The sequence below is a fragment of the Nocardiopsis sp. LOL_012 genome, assembly GCF_048060475.1.
GTDB lineage: Bacteria > Actinomycetota > Actinomycetes > Streptosporangiales > Streptosporangiaceae > Nocardiopsis.
Genome location: NZ_JBHMIV010000036.1, coordinates 22,872 through 44,144, shown reverse-complemented (window position 1 = coordinate 44,144; position 21,273 = coordinate 22,872). Strand labels below are relative to the sequence as shown.

The 21,273-nt window shown below is 74.0% G+C and carries 9 protein-coding genes; 8 read left to right on the top strand and 1 reads right to left on the bottom strand.

Going from position 1 to position 21,273, the window contains the following annotated elements; all coding sequences use genetic code 11:
* Positions 1-49 precede the first annotated feature (49 nt).
* Entirely contained in the window at positions 50-1,657 is a 1,608-nt protein-coding gene (locus ACFHWE_RS19665; RefSeq protein ID WP_416603151.1) for a (2,3-dihydroxybenzoyl)adenylate synthase, read from the bottom strand.
* A gap of 135 nt (positions 1,658-1,792) precedes the next feature.
* Between ACFHWE_RS19665 and ACFHWE_RS19660 the strand changes: the two genes are divergently transcribed.
* Genes ACFHWE_RS19660 through ACFHWE_RS19625 form a run of 8 tightly spaced genes read left to right on the top strand, consistent with a single transcriptional unit; the run spans position 1,793 to position 21,262 of the window.
* Positions 1,793-8,350, top strand: a complete 6,558-nt coding sequence (locus ACFHWE_RS19660; protein WP_416603150.1) for an amino acid adenylation domain-containing protein — start codon at positions 1,793-1,795, stop codon at positions 8,348-8,350.
* A 60-nt stretch (positions 8,351-8,410) separates the two neighbouring features.
* Positions 8,411-13,903: an amino acid adenylation domain-containing protein gene (locus ACFHWE_RS19655; protein ID WP_416603149.1), complete on the top strand. Its 5,493-nt coding sequence runs from the start codon at positions 8,411-8,413 to the stop codon at positions 13,901-13,903.
* A complete protein-coding gene (locus ACFHWE_RS19650; protein WP_416603148.1) occupies positions 13,900-15,030 on the top strand; it encodes a saccharopine dehydrogenase NADP-binding domain-containing protein in 1,131 nt (376 codons plus the stop codon). The genes ACFHWE_RS19655 and ACFHWE_RS19650 overlap by 4 nt, the downstream gene beginning before the upstream one ends.
* Positions 15,027-16,145, top strand: a complete 1,119-nt coding sequence (locus tag ACFHWE_RS19645) for a Gfo/Idh/MocA family oxidoreductase (RefSeq protein WP_416603147.1) — start codon at positions 15,027-15,029, stop codon at positions 16,143-16,145. The genes ACFHWE_RS19650 and ACFHWE_RS19645 overlap by 4 nt, the downstream gene beginning before the upstream one ends.
* On the top strand, positions 16,142-16,927 hold the full coding sequence (locus ACFHWE_RS19640; RefSeq protein WP_416603146.1) for a thioesterase II family protein: 786 nt from the start codon (positions 16,142-16,144) through the stop codon (positions 16,925-16,927). The genes ACFHWE_RS19645 and ACFHWE_RS19640 overlap by 4 nt, the downstream gene beginning before the upstream one ends.
* A 35-nt stretch (positions 16,928-16,962) precedes the next feature.
* Positions 16,963-17,697, top strand: a complete 735-nt coding sequence (locus ACFHWE_RS19635; protein WP_416603145.1) for a class I SAM-dependent methyltransferase — start codon at positions 16,963-16,965, stop codon at positions 17,695-17,697.
* A complete protein-coding gene (locus ACFHWE_RS19630; protein WP_416603144.1) occupies positions 17,694-19,502 on the top strand; it encodes an ABC transporter ATP-binding protein in 1,809 nt (602 codons plus the stop codon). Before ACFHWE_RS19635 ends, ACFHWE_RS19630 begins: the two co-directional genes overlap by 4 nt.
* Positions 19,499-21,262, top strand: a complete 1,764-nt coding sequence (locus tag ACFHWE_RS19625) for an ABC transporter ATP-binding protein (RefSeq protein ID WP_416603143.1) — start codon at positions 19,499-19,501, stop codon at positions 21,260-21,262. Before ACFHWE_RS19630 ends, ACFHWE_RS19625 begins: the two co-directional genes overlap by 4 nt.
* Positions 21,263-21,273 lie beyond the last annotated feature (11 nt).

Below are 21,273 nucleotides of genomic sequence, written 5' to 3'. Positions count from 1 at the left end.
TGTGGTGGCACCGGGACGCATCGCCCGGCGGAGCAGCGGCCCCGGGCGCTCAGCCCGTCGACGTCTCCCGGAGGCGCCTCTTGTCGACCTTGCCCGCGCCGGTGAGCGGGAGCGCTGGTACCGCGCGAACCTCGTCGGGCACCTTGAACGGGGCCGCGCCCCGCTGCAACAGGGCCGCCCTGACCTCCTCCCGCGAGGGGACGGGCCCCTTAGCGGTGAGGAAGGCGACCGAGCGCTCTCCCAGGTGCGGGTCGGGCACGCCCACGACCGCGGCCGAGCGCACCCCCGGCAGTGAGAGCAGGTGTTCCTCGACCTCGACGGCGGCGATCTTCTCCCCGGCCCGGTTGACCTGGTCCTTGATCCGGCCCACGACCACCAGGTCGCCCTCCGGGCTCCGGACGACCAGGTCCCCGGTGCGGTAGAAGCCGTCGGGTGTGAAGCGCAGGGCGTCCAGCTCCCTGGCCCGGTAGTAGCCCCTCAGGGTGTAGGGGCCCCGGGTCAGCAGCTCTCCGGCGGTGCCGGGCGGTACCGGCTCCCCGCCCTCGTCGACGACAAGGACCTCGTCCGCCGGGGAGAGGGGGCGGCCCTGGGTCGTACACACGGTCTCCTCGGGGGCGTCCAGTGCCGTGTAGCTGTTGAGACCTTCGGCCATGCCGAACACCTGCTGGAGGCGGCACCCCAGCTCCGGGCCGATCCGGCGTGCCGTGCCCTCGTCCAGCCGTGCTCCGCCGACCTGGAGCGTCCTGAGCGAGGAGAGGTCCTCGCGGGTGCGCCCGGCCTCCTCCAGCCAGGAGGGCACCAGCGCCGGCACCAGGGAGGTCAGAGCCACCCGTTCGCGCGCTATCAGGGGGAAGGCCGTGGTGGGGCTGGGGTCGGGGCACAGGACGACCGTGCCGCCCGCGGCAAGGACGCCGACGATCCCGGGGGAGACCATGGTGAAGTTGTGTGCCACCGGGAGTACCGCCAGGTAGACCGTGTCGGGCCCGGCACCGCACGCCTGGGCGGAGGCGCGCGCGTTGTACCCGTAGTCGGCGTGGGTGCGGGGGATCAGCTTGGGGGTGCCGGTCGTGCCCCCCGACAGCAGGAGCAGGGCCAGATCCTCGGGGTGCGCGGCCTCCTCCCGGCGCGGTGCCATGCCGGGGTCCAGCGAGGCGAGGGAGCGCGCGGGTGCTTCCCCGGGGTCTCCCGCCACGAGGACGTGCCGCACACAGGGCAGGCGCTCGGCGATCCGGGCCGCCTCCTCGCGCGGGTCGGTGCGCCCGTACCGGTCCGCGACGACGAGGGCGCACGCGCCGGAGGTCTCGGCCAGCGACTCCGCCTCGGCGGGGCCGAGCGAGGGCAGTGCCAGGACGGGAACCGCCCCGATGCGCAGCAGGGCGAACAGGGTGACGACGTACTCCTCCCGGTTGGGCAGGCGTACCAGGACGCGTTCGCCCGCGCGGACGGGCAGCCCGGACAGGCCGTGGGCGAGCCGGTCCACGCGGGCGTCGAGTTCGGCGTAGGTGAGCCGTCCGGACCTTGAGACGAGGGCGGTGGCCCCGCTCCGCGCTGCGGCCTGTTCGCGCAGGAGGAGGGACAGGGGTCGGTCGTCCCGAAAGCCCTGGTCGCGGTAGGAGCGGAGGTCCTCGTCGGGAAGGCGCGGCCAGTCTGGGGACATGTGATCTGCCTTTCTGGTGGGGCTTGGGGGTCGACTTGGGGGAACCGGGGGTGCTATACATGCTTGTGCCGGAAATGATAACGGTTTTCATTATTGCCGATAGTGCCGGAGACGGCCGCAGAGGGGCGGGGTGTTGTGTCGGACCGCGTGGTGGAGGCGGAGCTCACGGCCGTACGTGAGCATGTGGCGCGCGTGCTGGGAACGGACCGCTTCGCCGATGCCGACGACCTCTTCGACCACGGACTGGACTCCCTGGGCCTGATCCGGCTCGTGGGGCACTGGCGTGAGACGGGTGCAGACGTCACCTTCGAGGAGTTGGCCCGGCAGCCGACGGCGGCCCGCTGGGCCGCCCTGCTGGCCCGGCGGGGACGGCGTCCGGCCCCCGCCGAGCCCGTACCCGGCCCGTCCGCTCCGGTCGGGGAGGACTCCTTCCCCATGGCGACCATGCAGCACGCCTACTGGATCGGGCGGGGGGACGAGCAGCCCCTCGGCGGCGTCGCTGCGCACTTCTACACCGAGTTCGACGGCCGCGGCGTCGACCCGGACCGGCTCGCCGCCGCACTGGAGAGCGTCGTCGACCGCCACCCCATGCTCAGGGCCCGGTTCGACGGCGACGGCCGACAGCGCATCGCCCCCACTGGCCAGGGGGCTGGGCTCACGGTCCACGACCTTCGCGGGGCCTCCCAGGAAGACGCCGACCGCGCCCTCTCCCGCCTGCGAGACGAGAACACGCACCGGCGTATGGACGTAGCCTCCGGGCACGTCCTGGACGTCGCCCTGTCCCTGCTCCCCGACGGCCGCACCCGGCTGCACGTGGACCTGGACATGGTCGTGGCCGACGCGCTGAGCCTGCGCGTCCTGCTCGACGACCTGCGCACCGCCTACGAGGGCGGCGACCTCCCCCCTCAGGACTACGACTTCGCACGCTACCTCGCCGACCGCCGGTCCAGGAGCACGGAAGAGGCCGACCGCGCGCGCACCTGGTGGCACGAGCGCCTGCGCGACCTGCCCCCGCCGCCCGAGCTGCCGACGGTGATCGACGCCGCCCGTCCCACCCCGGCGGGATCGCCCCTGGCCAGGTCCACCCGGCTGCACCACCATCTCTCCCCGGAGCGCGCCCGGACACTGGCCGAGAGGGCCAGGGACGCGGGAGTGACCCCGGCGGCGGCCCTGGCCACCGCGTTCGCCGAGGTTCTCGGAGCGTGGAGCGCCTCCCCGGCCTTCACCCTCAACCTGCCGCTCTTCGACCGGTCGCCCCTGCACCCCGATGTCGAACGGATGATCGGCGACTTCAGCGGCTCGGTGCTGCTCGCCGTCGACACCTCGGACACGGTGTCCTTCGCCGACCGCGCCCGCATCGTCCAGGGGGACCTGCACACGGCCGTGGACCATGGCGCCTACGGCGGCGTGGAGGTCCTGCGCGACCTCGCCCGCCTGAACGGCGGGGCCATGACGCCCGCCCCCGTCGTCTACACGAGCGCGATCGGCCTGGGTCCGCTGTTCTCCGACGGCGTCCAGCGGACCTTCGGAACCCCCGTCCACATCATCTCCCAGGGGCCCCAGGTGTGGCTGGACGCCCAGGTGACGGAACTCGGCGGAGGGCTCCTGCTCAACTGGGACCTGCGGGAGCACGCCTTCGCCCCCGGCACCGCGCGGGCGGCCTTCGACGCCTACCGCGACCTCGTCGAATCCCTCGTCGACGACCCCGACGTGTGGAGCCGTCCCTTCCGCCCGCAGATCCCGGCGGCGCGCGACGGATCCCGCGACACCGCGGCCGTCGACCTGCCCGTCCCCGCGCCCCGCACGCTCCACTCACGCTTCTTCGAACACGCGTGCGCCACCCCCGGGGCACCCGCCCTGCTCGGCCCCGACGGCTCCGCGACGGTCTACGGCGACCTCGCAGACCGGGCGCTGCGCATCGCCGGGGCCGTCGCCCACCGCGTCCCCCTCGGGGGGACCGTCGCCCTGTGCCTGCCCAGAGGCGTCGACCAGGTCGCAGCGCTCCTGGGGATCCTGGCGGCGGGATGCTCCTACCTGCCCGTGGGCGCGCACCAGCCCCCGGCCCGGCGCGCGGCGATCCTGGAGCGGGGCGCCCCCGACCTGCTGGTCTCCGACGATCCGGCCGTGATGGACGGATCATCGGTGCCCTCTCTCGCCCTCGCCCGGGCACTGGAGGGGCCAGCCGCCCCGCAGCGGGAGACCGATCCGGACGCGCCCGCCTACGTGCTGTTCACCTCGGGCTCGACCGGCGCTCCCAAGGGCGTGGAGGTACCCCATCGGGCCGCGGCCCACACCATCGACGTCCTCAACGGCGTTCTGGGGACGGCACCGCGCGACCGCACCCTGTCCCTGGCCGAGATCGAATTCGACATGTCGGTCTTCGACCTCTTCGCCCCCCTGTCCGTGGGCGCGTCCGTCCTCCTCGCGCCGTCGGAGACCCGGCGCGACGCGACCGTGTGGGCGCGTGCCGCCGCACAGGCGGGGGTGACCCTCCTCAACTGCGTGCCGACCCTGCTCGACATGCTCCTGACCGCCGTCGAATCGGGCCTCGCTCCGCCGCCGCCGCTGCGGGCCGTCCTGCTCGGCGGTGACAGGATCGGCACCGACCTGCCCGGACGGCTTCGGGCGCTGGCCCCCGGCTCCCGGTTCCTGGCCCTGGGCGGCATGACCGAGGCCGCCGTCCACTCCACTCTCCTGGACGTGGGCGAGGCCGACCCCGAGTGGAGCCACGTCCCCTGGGGCCGTCCGCTGCCCGGCGTGCGCTGCCGGGTCGTGGACCCCCAGGGGCGCGACCGGCCCGACCTGGTCCCCGGCGAGCTGTGGGTGGGCGGAGCCGGCCTGGCCCACGGCTACCGGGGTGCGCCCTCGACCACCGCCGACCGGTTCGTGCACACCGACGGGCGCCGCTGGTACCGGACCGGCGACTGCGCCCGGTACACCCCCGACGGCTCCCTGGAGTTCCTCGGCCGCCTCGACCACCAGGTCAAGGTCAACGGCGTCCGTGTCGAGAGCGGGGAGGTCGAGGCGGCGCTGGCCTCGCACGCGGGCGTGGCGTCGGCCGTGGCGGTCGTGCTCCCCGGATCCTCCCCCGTCCTGGCCGCCGCACTCGCCCCGACGGCCGGAGCCGACACCGAGGGACTCGTCGAAGGGGCCACAGCGCACGCGCGGACCCTGCTACCGGAGTCCATGGTCCCCACGGTGCTCGCCACCGTCCCAGGCCTCCCGCTCACCCCCAACGGCAAGCCCGACCGCCGCGCCCTCATCCGCCTGCTGAGCGACCGCGCCGCAGGCGCACCCCACGCCGACGCCCCGCCCGAGGGCGAGCGCGAGAGCGAGGTCGCCCGGCTCTGGTCGGACCTGCTGGGGGTGCCCGGCGTCGGCCGGTCCTCCTCCTTCTTCGCCCTCGGCGGGGACTCGCTGCTGGCCACCCGGCTGGTGGCCGCCCTGCGCGAGCGCGGCTACGCGCGGGCGAGCGTGGCCGACCTGTTCGTTCACCCCCGCCTGTCCGACTTCGCGGCGGCCCTGCCGGAGAAGGGCGAGGCCGTACGGGCGAGGACTCTCACACACGACTCCGCCTCCCGGTACGAGCCCTTCCCCCCGACCGGCGTCCAACGCGCCTATCTGACAGGGCGCGACCCGGAATTCACCCTGGGCAACGTGGGTACCTACCACTACACCGAGTTCGACGGCGCCGACGTGGACCTGAGACGGCTGGAACGGGCACTGGACCGCCTCGTGGCCCGGCACGACATGCTCCGCGCCGTCTTCGACGGCAACGGCGACCAGCGTGTCCTCCCGGACGTCCCGCCGGTGCGCATCCCCGTCACCGAGGCCAACCCGGCCGACCCCGGAGCGGCGCTGGACGCCCTCTTCGCGGACATGTCCCACCAGCTCCTGGACCCCGCGCGCTGGCCCCTGTTCGACGTCCGCGCGGTCCGCTACACCGACGGCGCCGCCGAACGCGTCCGCCTGGGCGTCGGTCTGGACTACCTGGTCCTGGACGCGCTGAGCATCATGACCCTCTACACCGAACTGGACCTGCTGTACCGCGACCCGGATGCCGTCCTGGAACCGGTGGAGATCACCTTCCGCGACTACCTGCTCCAGACACGGCCCGACCCGGAACGGGTCGCACGGGCCGGGGAGTACTGGAGTGAGCGCGTCCGAGACCTGCCCCCCGCCCCGGCCCTGCCCCTGGCGGCGGACCCCGCGGAGGTCGACGCCCCCCGGTTCGTCCGCCGCTCCGACCACCTGTCACCGAAGGAGTGGCGGGCCCTGGCAGCGGTGGCCAGGGCCGAGGGCATCACCCCCTCGACCCTGCTCCTGGCCTGCTACGGGGAGATCCTCGGCGCGTGGAGCGGACAGACCCGGCTCAGCGTGACCCTCACCCTGTTCAACCGCGACGACGCCCACCCCCACATCGGCAGGGTCCTGGGCGACTTCACGTCCCTGTCCCTGACCTCCTACCAGCGGGAACCGGGGGAGGAGCCCCTGGCCGCCGCCCGCGCGCTCCAGCACCGCCTGGGCGAGGACCTCGACCACCGCGAGGTGTCCGCCGAGGACGTCCTGCGGGAACTGACCCGCCGAGACGGCACCGCACAGGCGGGCATCCCGGTGGTCTTCACCAGCTCACTCGGCGTCGGCGAGGGCGTCTCCCTGGACCTGTCGCCGGAGTTCCCAGCCCGGGTCCGAGGGCTGTCCCAGTCCCCGCAGGTCCACCTGGACAACCAGGTCCTCGAACGCGAGGGCGGACTCGACGTCGTCTGGGACGCCGTCGAGGAGCTGTTCCGCCCCGGCGCCCTGGACGCCATGTTCAACGCCTACCTCGACCTGCTGCGGGGTCTGGCCCGGGGCGGCGCGCGCCTGTGGGCCGACCTCGTGGCGGGCGTGCTGCCCGCCGCCCAGGCACTGGTCCGCGCGTCCGTGAACGACACCGCCGCACCCCGGCCGGAGGGTGCGCTGCACGACGCCTTCTTCGCGGGGGCCGACGGCCGTGCCGACTCCCCGGCGCTGATCACGGCCGAGGGCGTACTCACCCACAGGCGCCTAGCGGAGCGCTCCCTGCGCATCGCCGCCGGCCTCGTCGAACACGGCGTCCGTCCCGGGGACACCGTCGCGGTCCACCTACCCAAGGGCGCCGACCAGATCTGCGCGGTACTGGGGACCCTCGCCGCCGGAGCCGCCTACGTTCCGGTCGGCACGGGGCAGCCGCTGCTCAGGCGCGAGCGGATCCACGCGGCGGCGGGTACCGCCGTGGTGATCGGGGCCGACCAGGCCGCACCCCGGTCCGTCGACGTGGCCGACCTCGTGGCATACCCGCCCCTGGAGACGCCCGTGCCGACCTCCGCCGAGGCGACCGCCTACATCATCTTCACCTCCGGTTCCACCGGGGAGCCCAAGGGGGTGGAGGTCAGCCACGGGGCGGCCCTGAACACGGTCGACGACATCAACGGGCGCCACCGCGTCGGACCCCGCGACCGGGTCCTGGCCCTGTCCTCGCTCGACTTCGACCTGTCCGTCTACGACGTGTTCGGACTGCTCGGAGCGGGAGGCGCGCTCGTGGTCCCCCAGGAGGAGGAGCGCCGGGACGCCCGCCGCTGGCTCGAACTGTGCGCCGAGCACCGGGTGACGGTGTGGAACACCGTGCCCGCACTCCTGGACATGCTGCTCCTGGCGGCGCGGGACAAGGAACCGCCGAGCTCTCTGCGCCTGGCCCTGGTCTCCGGAGACTGGGTCGGCACCGACCTGTCCCGGCGGCTGCGCGCGGCCAACGGGGACCGCACCCGCCTGGTCGCCATGGGAGGAGCGACCGAGGCGGCCATCTGGTCCAACGCCTTCGACGGCGGACACGCCCCTCCCGGATGGCCCTCGGTGCCCTACGGCACTCCGCTGCGCGACCAGAGGTACCGGGTCGTGGACCCGTACGGTAGGGACTGCCCCGACTGGGTCCCGGGCGAGCTCTGGATCGGCGGCGCCGGGGTGGCCCGCGGCTACCGCGGAGACCCCGAGCGGACCGCGGCCCGGTTCGTCACCGTCGGTGGTGAACGGTGGTACCGCACCGGTGACCTGGGCCGGTACCGCCCCGAAGGGCTGCTGGAGTTCCTCGGCCGAACCGACCGCCAGGTCAAGGTCGGCGGCCACCGGCTCGAACTCGGCGAAGTCGAAGCCGCGCTCCACGACCACCCGGCGGTACGCCGGGCGGCGGTGGTGGCGGTGGGCAAGCGTGCGTCCCAGAGGCTGGCGGCCTTCATTGTCGGTCAAGGCCGCACACCCTCGCTCGGCGAGCTCACCGCACACCTCGCCTCACGCCTTCCCGCCCACGCGGTTCCCGGAGCCGTCCACGCGGTGGAGGATCTCCCGCTCACCCCCAACGGCAAGGTCGACACAGCCGCCCTGGAGGGCCTGGCCGCGCGGCAGGTGCACGACCGGGGCGCACCTCCCGCCGACGGTGTCGAGAAGCGGATCGCCCGCGTGTGGGAGGAGGTACTCGGCGAGTCCATCACGGACCGCGAGGCCAACTTCTTCTCCCTCGGAGGCGGCAGCCTCCTGGCCATCCGCATGATCACCGTCCTCAGACGGGAGATGTCCGAGGAGATCTCCACCCGGTCCTTCCTGGCCGTGCCCACGCTCGCCGCGCTCGCCGACCAGGTCCGCGCCGCCTCACACGAGGACATGAGCACCGGCGTCATCTGACCCAACACCCCAACACCCCGCCACCCCGATACGACCCCGTGCCCTGCGAGGAGAACACACGTGCAGCCCACCCCCGCCAGTACCGAAGACCTCCGCGCCCTGCTCGCCGAGCTGCGGGCCGACGGAGTCCACCTGTGGGTCGATGAGGGCCGCATCCGCTTCCGGGCACCCTCCGGAGCCCTCACCGACGCCCGGCGCGCGGCCTTGAGCGAGAACCGCGACGAGATCCTGGCACTGCTGGACGAGCGGGCCCAGCCGGAGCTGGTCCCCGCCCCCGACTCCCGCCACGAACCCTTCCCGCTGACCGACGTCCAGGGCGCCTACCTCGTCGGCCGCGGCTCGGCCTACGACTACGGCGGGGTGGCCTGCCACGCCTACGCCGAGCTGGAGTTCGACGACCTGGAGCCGGAGCGTCTGCGCACGGCCTGGAACGCCCTGGTGGGCCGGCACGACATGCTGCGCGCCGTCGTCTTCCCCGAAGGGCACCAGGCCGTCCTGCCCGAGGCGCCGGCAGAGTCCTTCACCGTCACCGACGTCGGCGGCGCCGATCCCCGGCCGCGTGTCGAACGGGCCCGGGAGCGGATGCGCGACCTGGTCCCCGACCCCTCGTCCTGGCCGCTGGTGCGTCTGCACCTGACCCGCGGCGCCGGCCTGGCCGTCCTGCACCTGTCCGTGGACCTGCTGGTCGCCGACTACACGAGCGTGCGCCTGCTCCTGGAGGAGCTGCGCGCCCTCTACGAGGACCCCGCGCGTGAGGCACCCGCGCCGGAGGCGACCTTCCGCGACTACGTCCTGGCCCACCGGGCACTGCGCGACAGCGCCCTCTACCACCGCGACCGCGCCTACTGGATGGAGCGGATCGACGACCTGCCCCCGGCCCCAGAACTCCCCCTGGCCGAGCACGCCGCGGACGCCTCCGCGCACTTCACCCGGCGCTCCGCCCACCTGGAACCGCAGGAGTGGGCGGACCTGCGCACGCGCGCCGCCGAGCGGGGCCTGACCCCCTCCGCCGTCGCCCTGGCCGCCTACACCGAAGTCGTCGCCCTGTGGTCCCGACGGACCGACTTCACCCTCAACCTGCCGGTGTCCCACCGCCTCCCCCTGCACCCGGACATCGAGAAGGTGGTCGGCGACTTCACCTCCCTGACCCTCCTGGCGGTGCACGCCGACGACGGGGCGACCTTCAACGAGCGCGCCGCCGCGCGCCAGTCCCGGCTCATCGAGGACATGGACCACGGCCTGTACTCCGGCAGTGAACTGCTGGCCGAGCTGTCGCGGCGCCGCGACGAGACGGCCGTGATGATGCCCGTCGTCTTCACCGGCGCGCTGGGCACCGACGACGAGTCGCCCGCCCCCGGCGCCTGGGTGGCCAAGGAGGTCCACGGGCTCTCCCAGACACCGCAGGTGTGGGTGGACTGCCAGGTCTCCCAGAACGGCGACTCCCTGGCGCTGCGGTGGGACGTGCGCGACGGGGTGCTGCCCCCCGGGGTCGCCGACGACGCCTTCCGCGCCTACCACGACCTGCTGCGCCGCCTGTCGGCCTCCGACGCCCCCTGGGACGCGGCGGACCCGGTCCCGCTGCCCGCCGGCCAGGCAGCGACGCGCTCGCGGGCCAACGCCACCGAGGGTCCCCTGCCCGACGGCCTGCTCTACGAGAACGCCCTGGCCCGTGCCATCGAGGCCCCCGCCGCACCGGCCGTGCTCCACCGGGGCGAGGCGCTCTCACACGGGGACCTGTGGCGGCGGATCGGCGGTACGGCCGACCTGCTGCGCGGAGCCGGGGCCGGGCCGGGCGACCGCGTGGCCGTCGTCATGGACAAGGGCGTCGAACAGGTGGTGGCCGTCTACGCGGCGCTGCTGGTCGGTGCCGTGTACGTCCCGGTGGACACCACCCAGCCCGCCGCGCGCCGCCGCACCATCCTGGACGACGCCGGTGTCCGGCACGTCCTGACCCAGTCCTGGCTTGCTCAGATCGGCGACTGGGACGGGGAGACGGCCGTCATCGAGGTCGACACCGCGCCCGAGGCCGAGGCCCCCGCCACCCTCCCCGAACGCCCCGTCTCCCCGGGCGACCCGGCCTACGTCATCTACACCTCGGGCTCCACCGGCACCCCCAAGGGCGTCGTCATCGCCCATCGCGCCGCCCTCAACACCATCGAGGACGTCGACCGCCGCTTCTCCGTGGGCCCCGGAGACCGTGTCCTGGGCCTGGCGGCCCTGGGGTTCGACCTGTCCGTCTACGACCTCTTCGGCCCCGTGGGCCGGGGCGGTGCGATCGTGCTGCCCGAGGCCGAGCGCCGCGGCGACCCCTCGCACTGGGCCTCCCTGGCCCGCGAGCACGGCGTGACCCTGTGGAACTCGGTCCCAGCCCAGATGGGGATGCTCGCCGACTACCTGGCCACCGCCCCCGACCAGGCGCCCACCACGGTGCGCACGGCCCTGCTCTCCGGGGACTGGATCCCCCTCACCCTCCCCGAACGGGTCCGCGCCCACATGCCCGACACCCGCCTCTACAGCTTCGGCGGGGCCACCGAGGGCTCCATCTGGTCCATCCACCACCCCATTACCGAGGTCGACCCCGCCTGGCCGAGCATCCCCTACGGTCGCCCCCTCACCAACCAGACCTTCCACGTACTCGACGAGCGGATGCGCGACCGCCCCGACTGGGTCGCCGGAGAGCTCTACATCGGCGGCGCGGGCGTGGCGACGGGCTACCTGGGCGATGAGGCCCGCACCGCGGAGCGTTTCGTCACCCGTCCCGGGGCGGGGGAGCGGCTGTACCGCACCGGCGACCTGGGACGCTATCGGCCCGGAGGGGACATCGAGTTCCTCGGCCGCGAGGACGACCAGGTCAAGATCCGAGGCCACCGGGTGGAACTCGCCGAGATCGAGGCCGCGGTCCTGTCCCACCCGGCCGTGGCCGCCACCGCGGTCCTGGCCGTGGGCGACCACCGGGACCGGCGCCTGGCCGGGTTCGTGGAGACGGCCAGGCGGCCCTCCGACGTCGGAGACACCGCCGGGGAACCCGCCGCTGACGCGGCCCGGACGGCACAGACCAAGGCCGTGTCCGGACTGGACCGCGACACCCTCGACGCCTTCTTGGAGCGGATGCGCGCCACGGCCCTGGACGCGATCTCCCTCACCCTCAACGAGGCGGGCCTGTTCGGCGGGGCCTCCCACACCGAGGCCGAGGTCGTCGAGGGGCTGGGCGCGGACCGCAAGCACCACCGGCTGGTCCGTCGCTGGCTGGCGGCACTGACCGACGCCGGACGCCTCACCCGCGATGGCGACGTGCTCACCGGTCTGGCATCGGTCACCCGAGCCGAGCACGCCCGCGGCTGGGAGGAACTGGACGCCCTGGAGTCCCGGGTCGACTACGGCACCGAGGTCCTGGAATACATGCGGACCTGCTCCGAGCGCCTCCCCGAACTCCTGCGCGGTGAACTGGACGTGCGCACCCTCCTGTTCCCCGGTGCCGAACTCGACACGGCCGGGGCCGCCTACCGCGACAACCTCGCCATCCGCCACCTCAACGCCGCCGCCGCGGCGGCGCTGGCACGCATCGCCGCCGACCGCGTCGGCGACACGCCGCTGCGGGTCCTGGAGGTCGGCGCCGGGGTGGGCGGCACCACCGAGGGCGCCGTCCACGCCCTGGCCGGACACCACGTCGACTACCGCTTCACCGACCTGTCGCCCTTCTTCCTCACCGAGGCCAGGGAGCGGTTCGCCGACTTCCCCTGGGTCTCCTTCGGCCTCTACGACCTCGACCGCGACCCCCGGGAGCAGGGCCAGGCCCCCAACTCCTTCGACGTGATCGTGGCGGCCAACGTCCTGCACAACGCCGTCGACGCCGACACGGCCCTGGCCAGGATGCGGGAGCTGCTCGTCCCCGGCGGCCACCTGCTCTTCATCGAGACCACCCTCGAACGTGACCCGGCCCTGCTCGTGTCCATGGAGTTCATGGAGGGCCTCGACGGCGGCCACCGCGACGCGCGCACCGACGCCGACCAGACCTTCCTCACCCGCGACCAGTGGGAGACCGCCCTGGAACGGGCCGGGGCGACCGCGCCGCTCGTGCTCCCCGACCCCGGCGACCCCCTCTCCCGGACGGGGCAGTCCCTGTACCTGACCCGCATGAAGACGGACCGCGCCCCGATCGCCGCCGACGCCCTGTCCCGGCACACGGCGGCACGCCTTCCCGAGTACATGGTGCCCGCCCAGTGGCGGGTCCTGGACACCCTCCCCCTGACCGGCAACGGCAAGGTCGACCGCGCCGCGCTGGTCCGCGACCTGCCCGCCGAGGAGGGCGCGCCCACAGTGGCGTCCCTGTCGGCCGAACCCGCCGACGACCTGGAACGCGCCCTGGCCGGCCTGTGGGCCGAACTCCTGGAGCGCCCCCGAGTGGGGCGCGAGGACGACTTCTTCGACATGGGTGGGGACTCCCTCCTGGTCGCCCGCATGGTCGGACGGCTCGGTGAGGTCCTCCCCGGTACGGGCGAGGACATCGAGTGGGAGGTCGTGCTGCGCCACATGCTGCGCACCCCGACCGTCGCCGGACTGGCCTCCTACCTGCGCGACCTGTCGGGGCAGGTGGACGCCGCACCCCAGGGAGCCCCGGACCCGTACGTGCCCCTCAACGGCCCGGGCGGGGGAACGGTGACCGCACTGGTCCACGCGGGTACCGGCACCCTGATCCCCTACCGCGCCCTCATCACCGAGATCCGCCGCAGGGCCGGTGGGCGGGGCACCCTGGTCGGTTTGGAACTGCCCGACGTAGCCGCGTTCCTGGACGCCGACCCGGCCGTGGTCATCAAGCGGTGGGCGGCCGACTACGCCAACGCCCTCCTGGAGCGCGGCGGCGACCGCTTCCACGTGGTGGGCTACTGCCTGGGCGGGCTCATCGCCACCGAGGTCGCCCGCACCCTCACCGAAGCCGGGGCACAGGTCGCCTCGCTCACCGCCATCAGCACGCACCGGCCGCCGTTTCGCCTGGACGACGAGCTCATCTCCGAGTACGCCTTCGCGGTGATGATGGGCATCGACCCGGTCTCCGTCGGGTTCCCAGCGGACGAGAACAGGGTGTCGGCTGCCTCCGACCTGCTGCTGGAGGCCACCCCCGGGCTGCTGCCCGACGGCGCCATCGGCCGGCTGGAGGGCGAGTACGCCGACGTCGCCGCGTGCTTCCGCGCCCTGGAGGAGGTCCCGCGCGAGGTCCGGGTGGCGCGTATGTGCGCCGCCGTACCGCCCTCCGCCGGCACCTACGAGCCCGAGGCCCTGGACGAGATGTTCCGCATCTTCCGCCAGAGCGTGTTCTCCATCTCCCGATACGAGCCCGAGCCCTACGCCGGTGACGTCACGTTCCTGCGGCACGGCGGCGCCTACCCCTTCCCCGGGAACAAGGAGAGCGTCACCGACTACTGGGAGCGGCTGGTCCTCGGAGACCTGCGGGTCGTGGACGTTCCGGGCGACCACTTCGGCATGCTGGCGGTGCCCTACGCCCCCGGCGTCCTCAAGCACCTGGACCAGATCACCGGTGGGGACGTGATCCTGTGACCGGTGCAGACGCCCTGGTCGGGGTCGTGGGGGCCTCGGGCGCGGTCGGTGCGCCCGCCGTTCGCTTCCTGCGCACCCTCGGCCACCCACGCCTGCGGCTCGGCGGACGCCGCCCCGAGCCGCTCCGCGCCCTGGCCCGCGAGCCGGGCGCACGGGCGGAGACCGTGCGGGTGGACATCCACGACGACTCCTCCCTGGCCGACTTCTGTCGCGGGTGCGACCTGGTGCTCAACTGCGCGGGCCCCTCCTACGCCCTTGTGGACCGGGTCGCCCTCGCGGCACTGGCCGCCGGTGCCGACTACGTGGACGTGACCGGCGACGAGCCCGTACGCGCCGCGCTGACGGGCAGCCCCCTGCTCCGAGGGCGCACCGCCGTGGTCTCGGCGGGACTCCTGCCAGGCCTGTCGGCGCTCCTGCCCCGCCGGACGGCGGCCCGGCACGGGCTGGTCCGGCTGCGCGCCCACGCCGGGGGACTGGAACGGTGCACCGAGGCCGCCGCCGGAGACCTGCTGCTGTCCTTGCCCGGTGCGGCCGACCAGGACGCCGTGTTCGGCACGCCGCTGGCCGCCTGGCGCGGGGGCCGCGCCGCACCCCGGGCGCTGCGCGCCGCCGACGCCGTGCGCGCACCGCACTTCCCCACCCCCGGGTTCGTCCAGCCCTTCCTCACCGAGGAGGTGCGCAGGCTCGCGGCCGACCTGGCGCTGGGCGAGGCGGAGTGGTTCAACGTCCACCTCGGGGAGCGGTCGCGCACACTGCTGTCCTCGCTCGCCGGACGCCCCTTGGCCGACCTCGCCGGGGCCGCCGCGGCACTGCGCCGTGCCGCCGCCCTCGACCTGGCCGGACGCGAACCCTTCTACCTCCTCGTCCTGGAGACGGCCGACGCGCGGGGCCGGGAACGCACCCTGGTGCTGCGCACCGCCGACGGCTACCGCACCACCGGCCACGTCGGCGCCTGGACCGTGCACGAGGTCCTGGAGGGTCGGATCCCCCGTGGGGTGCACCACGCGGCCGACGTGCTGGACCCGGAACGGTCCGTCACCGCCCTGTTCGCCGACCCCGGCACCGGAACGCTCAGGGAGTACGAGGGCGCCTTCGCCGGGTCCGCACACGAGGAGGGGGCCCTGTGAGCACGAGTCCCCTGCGCACCGTCGTCTGCGGCACCGCCTTCGGGCGCTTCCACATGGCGGCCCTGCGCCTGCTGCCGGAGGAGTTCACCCCGGTCGGGGTCCTGGCCCGGGGCGGGGACTTCTCCCGTACCTACGCCCGTGAACAGGGACTGCCCCTCTACACCTCCGTCGAACAGCTTCCCGCCGAGGTGGACGCCGCCTGCGTCGTCGTGGGATCGGCGGTCTCGGGCGGCCCGGGGGCCGAGATCGCCCGAGACCTGCTCGCCCGCGGCGTCCACGTCCTCCAGGAGCACCCGGTCCACCGCGAGGAGCTGTCCGGCCTGCTGCGGACGGCCCGAACGGAGGGCACCGTCTACCACCTCAACCCGTTCTACCGGCACGTCGGATCGGTGGCACGGTTCCTGGAGACGGCACGGGAGATGCGCCGGAGGGGAAGGATCCTGTCCGTCGACGCCACCTCGGCGCTCCAGGTGCTGTACCCGCTGCTGGACATCCTGGGCAGGGCCCTGGGCGGACTGCGCCCCTGGGCGCTCACCGACCCCCTGCCGCAGGACCCCGCGGCGGCGGACCTGGCGTCGACGCCCCAGCCCTACCGGGTGCTCCAGGCGACCGTGGCGGGCGTTCCCGTCACGCTGCGGGTCCAGAACCAGATCGACCCCTCCGACGGGGACAACCACGCCCTGCTGTGGCACCGGCTGTCCCTGGCGGGAGAGGGCGGGGTCCTGGACCTGGCCGACACCCACGGACCCGTCCTGTGGCACCCCCGGCTGCACGCGCCCCGGGACGCCCATCGCCGCCTGCGCTCGACCGGCCCCGGCACCGGGCACCTCGACGAGCGGGCCGTCACCGTGCTGGAGGGCACCCTGCCCCCCTCGCAGCGGGACGTCCTCAACCGGGTGTGGCCCCAGGCCCTGACCCGGGCCCTGCGTGACTTCGCCGACGACGTACACGCGGGTACCGACCCGCTGCCGCGCGGCCAGTTCGACCTCTCCGTGTGCCGGCTCTGGCACGAGGCCACCGGCCGCCTCGGCCGACCCGAGATCATCAGGCCCGCCGTACCCACCCCCTGGCGGGCCGCCGACCTGTCCCCGACCGCGATAACGGGAGCACCGTGACCTCCGCCGCCCCCACCCCCTGGCTCCGCCGCCCCCGACCCCGGCCCGGCGCCGGAATCCGCCTGGTCTGCCTGCCCCACGCCGGAGGCGGCGCGAGTTCCTACCGCGCGTGGGCCCCGCTGCTACCCGACGGCGTGGACCTGGTGTGCGTCCAGTACCCGGGGCGGGAGGACCGCTTCGGCGACCCCCTGGTCGACGACATGGCGGCGACCGTCTCCGCCGTCGCTGGGGAACTCGCCCCCCTGCTGGACCGCCCCTACGCGCTGTTCGGCCACAGCATGGGATCGGCGGTGGCCTACGAGCTGGCCCGCGCACTGCGCGACGGCGGCGCTCCTGAACCCGAACGCCTCTTCGCCTCGGGCCGCAGGGCCCCGGCCGACGCCCCTCCGGGACGGGTCCACGAGGGAGACGACGAGGCCCTCGTGGCCGAACTCCTGCGCCTGGGCGGAACCGAGGAGGAGGTCCTGGCCGACCCCGGGTTGCGCGAGGCCGTCCTGGGCTACATCCGCAACGACTACCGGCTCATCGAGCGCTACCGCCCCTTCCCGGGCCGACCCCTGGACTGCCCGGTGAGCGTGTTCCTCGGCGACGACGACCCCGAGATCGACACGTCCAACGCCGAACGGTGGACGGCCACCACGACCGCACGCGTCGACGTGCAGGTGTTCCCGGGCGACCACTTCTACCTCGCGCCGCGAAGACGGGAGGTCCTGGCCGCACTCCTGCGGCGCCTGGACCCGGCACTGGTCGCTACCGCCTCTCCCTGGCCCAGCACCCCCTGAACGGCCTTCCCTTCCGCCAACCCTGGAGGACATCCTTGCCGGCCACCGACTACTACTCCCCGGCCGCCGAGTTCTTCGACCTCGTCGGCCACCGCCACCTGGTCTCCAGCGCCCCCGCCCTGCGTGCGGCCCTGACCGGTCTGGACACCGGCCACGGCCCCATCGTCGACATCGGGGCGGGCAGCGGCCTGGTGACCGCGACCATCGCCGAGATCCTGCCCGCCGCGCGCATCCTCTCGGCGGAGCCCTCACCGGTCATGCGTGCCATCCTGACCAGCCGGGTCTTCGCCGACCCTGACCTGCGCGCACGGGTCACCGTCCTGCCCGAGCCCGCCCAGGAGCTCCCCCTTCCCGACTCCCTGTCAGCGGCGGTCATCTTCGGGGTGGCCGGGCACATCCCCCGGCCCGAGCGGGTCGCCCTGTGGAAACGCCTGGCAGACCGGCTCCCCGAAGGAGGGCCGATCGTGGTCGAGCTGATGGGGGTCGACACCCCCCGCTCCATTCCGTTCGTACGCATGTGCAGGGAGACCGTCGGAACCCAGGTCTACGAGTGGTGGATCTCCGGTGAACCCGCCGGCGACGGCGTCATGCGCTGGCGCACCGAATGGCGCGTCTTCCGCGACGGGGAGCGGGTACGCACCGTCGCCGACGAGTACGACTGGGAGACCTTCGGCGTGGAGCGCCTCGCGGAGGAGTCCGGACTGACCGTCAAACGCCTCGTCCAGACCGGGCGCGAGGCCACCCCGGAGATCGGGGTGCTGCTCACATGACCCAGAACACCGCTCACACCACGGAGAGGCCCTCCCGGGCGGACGCACCCGCCGACAAGCGCGCCCCCACGCCCCTGACGGTACTCCTGGAGCCGATCCGGGGCCGGGTGGTCTCCGCCGCCCTGCTCCAGGGGGCCGCGGGCGTCCTCAGCCTGGTCCCCCTGGTCTGCGTCGTCGAGATCGCCGACGCGCTCCTGGAACCCGGACCACCTGACGGCGGACGCCTGTGGACCCTGGTCGGCCTGGCCCTGGCAGGGGCGGTCGCCGCCCTGCTCGCCGGGGCGGCCTCGACACTGATCGGGCACCTGGCCGACAACGACATGCAACTGTCGGTCCGGCGCTCCCTGGCGGCCCACCTGGGGCGGGTCCCCCTGGGGTGGTTCTCCGGCCGTGGCTCGGGGCGGGCCAAGAAGGCCCTGCACGACGACGTCGCCGAAGTGCACTCCCTGATCGCCCACACCTTGCCCGACCTGGCGGCGGTGGTCGCCGTCCCCGTGGCCGCCCTCGCCTACCTGGTGTCCGTCGACTGGCGGCTCACCCTGGTGGCCGCCGCCCTGGTCGCCGGCGGCGTCTTCCTGTTCACCCGCGCCATGGCCGGCGGGATGGCCAAGTTCGCCGAGTACACCCGCGCCATGAACGACGTCAACGCCTCGGCGGTGGAGTTCGTCCAGGGCATCCAGGTGGTCAAGCACTTCGGCGGCCACCGCAGGGCCCACGCGCGCTTCCTGGGCGCGGCCGACGCCTTTGCCGACTTCTTCGTCTCCTGGTCCCGGGCCACCACCCCGGTCACGGTCGCGTCGTTCCTGCTGCTGTCCGCCCCGACGGTGGCCGTCGTCTCGCTCCTCGCCGGAGCGGCCTTCGCCGCGGCCGGGTGGAGCGAGACGGTCTCCGTGGTCGCCTTCGCGCTCATCGCACCCGCACTGTGCGCCCCCATGAACGTCATCGGCTCCCGCGTCCAGCAGATCCAGGCGGCCAAGGCGGCGGCCTCCCGGATCGCCGACCTGCTCGCGGTGCCCCCGCTGCCGGAAGGCTCCGGCGGCGCCCCCCGCGACGCCCGGGTCGTCTTCGACGGTGTGCGCTTCTCCTACGCCCCCGACGGGTCGGAGGAGGTGCTGCGGGGTGTCGACCTGGTGCTGGAACCGGGGACGGTCACGGCGCTCGTCGGCCCCTCCGGAGCGGGCAAGACCACCCTGGCCACCCTGCTCGCCCGCTTCCACGACCCCACCGGCGGCACCGTCTCCGTCGGCGGAGCCGACCTGCGCACGCTGCCGACCGGGACGCTGTACCGCACCGTCGGGTTCGTCTTCCAGGACGTGCGCCTGCTGCGCGAGTCCGTGGCCGACAACATCGCCCTGGGCAGGCCCGGCGCCACCCGCGAGGAGATCGAGGCGGCCGCCCGCGCGGCCCGGATCCACGAGAGGGTCCTACGGCTGCCGCGCGGCTACGACACGGTCGTCTCTGAGGAGGCCGCACTGTCCGGCGGCGAGGCCCAGCGCGTGTCGATCGCCCGGGCGATCCTCGCCGACCCCTCCGTCCTGGTCCTGGACGAGGCCACCGCCTCGGTGGACCCCGCGGCCGAGGCCGACATCCAGGACGCCCTCAGTGAACTCGCCCGGGACCGCACCGTCCTGGTCATCGCGCACAGGCTCGCCACCGTCACCGGCGCGGACCGCATCGCTGTCATGGAGGGCGGCCGGATCGTCGAGTCGGGGACCCACGAAGAGCTCCTCGCCCGCGGGCGGCGCTATGCGGACCTGTGGAGCGCACAGCACGACAGCGGCGGCCGACAGGGAGAAGGACAGTGATCCGCGCATTCCTCAAGGCCATGGGGCCCGGCCACGCCCGCCCCGTGGCGGTGAGCCTCGCACTCACCACGTTCGTCTCCGCCCTCCAAGGCGTCGCCTTCGCCCTCTTGGTCCCCGCCCTGGAACGCTTCCTGGGCCCCGACCCCTCCACCGCGACCCCCTGGCTGATCACCCTGGCCGCCGCCACCGCCGTGTACGCGGCACTGAGGTCGGCGAGCCTCTACCTGAACTTCCGGGTCGGCGGCTCCATCTCGCGGGCCCTGCACCACCGCATCGGCGACCACTTGGTGCGCCTACCGCTGGGATGGTTCACCGGAGCCCGGCTGGGAGAGCTCAACCGCATCGCCACCGAAGGGGTGTCGCGGACCACCAGCCTGCCCGTCCACACCTACCCGCCGCTGGCCGACGCCGTGGTCACACCCGTGGTGGCGGTGGCCGCCCTGTTCCTCTTCGACTGGCGCGTCGCACTGGCCTGCGCGGCCTGCCTGCCCCTCTTGTGGATGGTGTTCACCCTGTCCGACGAAGCCGTGGGGCGGGGCGACGCCGCCCGCGACGCGGTGTCCGACGAGGCCGCCGACCGCGTCCTGGAGTACGCCCGTGCGCAGCCGGTGCTGCGCGCCTTCGGCCGGGTGGACAGCGCACACACGGGCCTGGACCGTGCGCTGGCCGCCGAGCACGCCGGCGCACGCGCGCTGCTGCTCAAGGCGGTCCCCGCCCTGGTCGCCTACTCCTTCACCGTGCGTCTCGTCCTCACCCTCCTCCTCGCCCTCACCCTCTACCTCCTGCTCGGCGGCACGCTGGCGGCCCCCACCGCGATCGCGCTCACCGTCCTGTTCGTCAGGTTCGTCCACCCGCTGTCGGCGGCGGCCGAGAGCGGAGCCGCCCTGCGCATGGCCGTCAACGGGCTGGAGCGGATCAACACCGTCCTGGACGCCCGTCCCCTGCCCGAACCCGCGGTACCCGTCCCGCCGCAGGGCTCCGAGGTGGAGTTCCACGACGTCCGCTTCTCCTACACCCCCGGCGGGGAACCCGTCCTCGGGGGCGTCTCCTTCCGAGCGGTCCCGGGGACGCTGACGGCGCTCGTGGGCCCCTCCGGTGGCGGCAAGACCACCGTGACCCGCCTGCTGGCCCGATTCCACGACACGGACGCGGGGCAGGTCCTCGTCGGCGGCGCCGACGTCCGCGACATCGGCAGCGAGGAGCTGTCCCGGCACGTGGCCGTGGTCTTCCAGGACGTGTACCTGTTCGACGCCACCATCGCCGACAACGTCCGCGTCGCCGACCCCGGAGCCTCCGAGGCGGACCTGGAGCGGGTCGCGGCCCGCTCCGGACTGGACCGGGTCGTCGCCGAGCTGCCCGACGGGTGGGAGACCCGTGTGGGGGAGGGCGGGACCTCCCTCTCCGGTGGCCAGCGCCAGCGGGTCTCGATCGCCCGCGCCCTGCTCAAGGACGCGCCGATCGTCGTCCTGGACGAGGCGTCCGCGGCTCTGGACGCCGAGAACGAGGCGCTGCTGACCGAGACCGCCACCGACCTGGCACGGGACAGGACCGTCCTGGTCATCGCACACCGTCCCGCCACCGTGGCCGCCGCCGACCGGATCGTCTTCCTCGACGGCGGCCGTGTCGCCGAGCAGGGCACCCCCGAAGAACTCCTCGCGCTGGACGGCCGGCACGCCGCCTACGTCCGGGCCCGGCAACGGGCCCTGGGGTGGCGGCTGACCGACGAACCCGCCTCTGACACCACCAGCCCCACACCGTAGGAGGAGCGCCC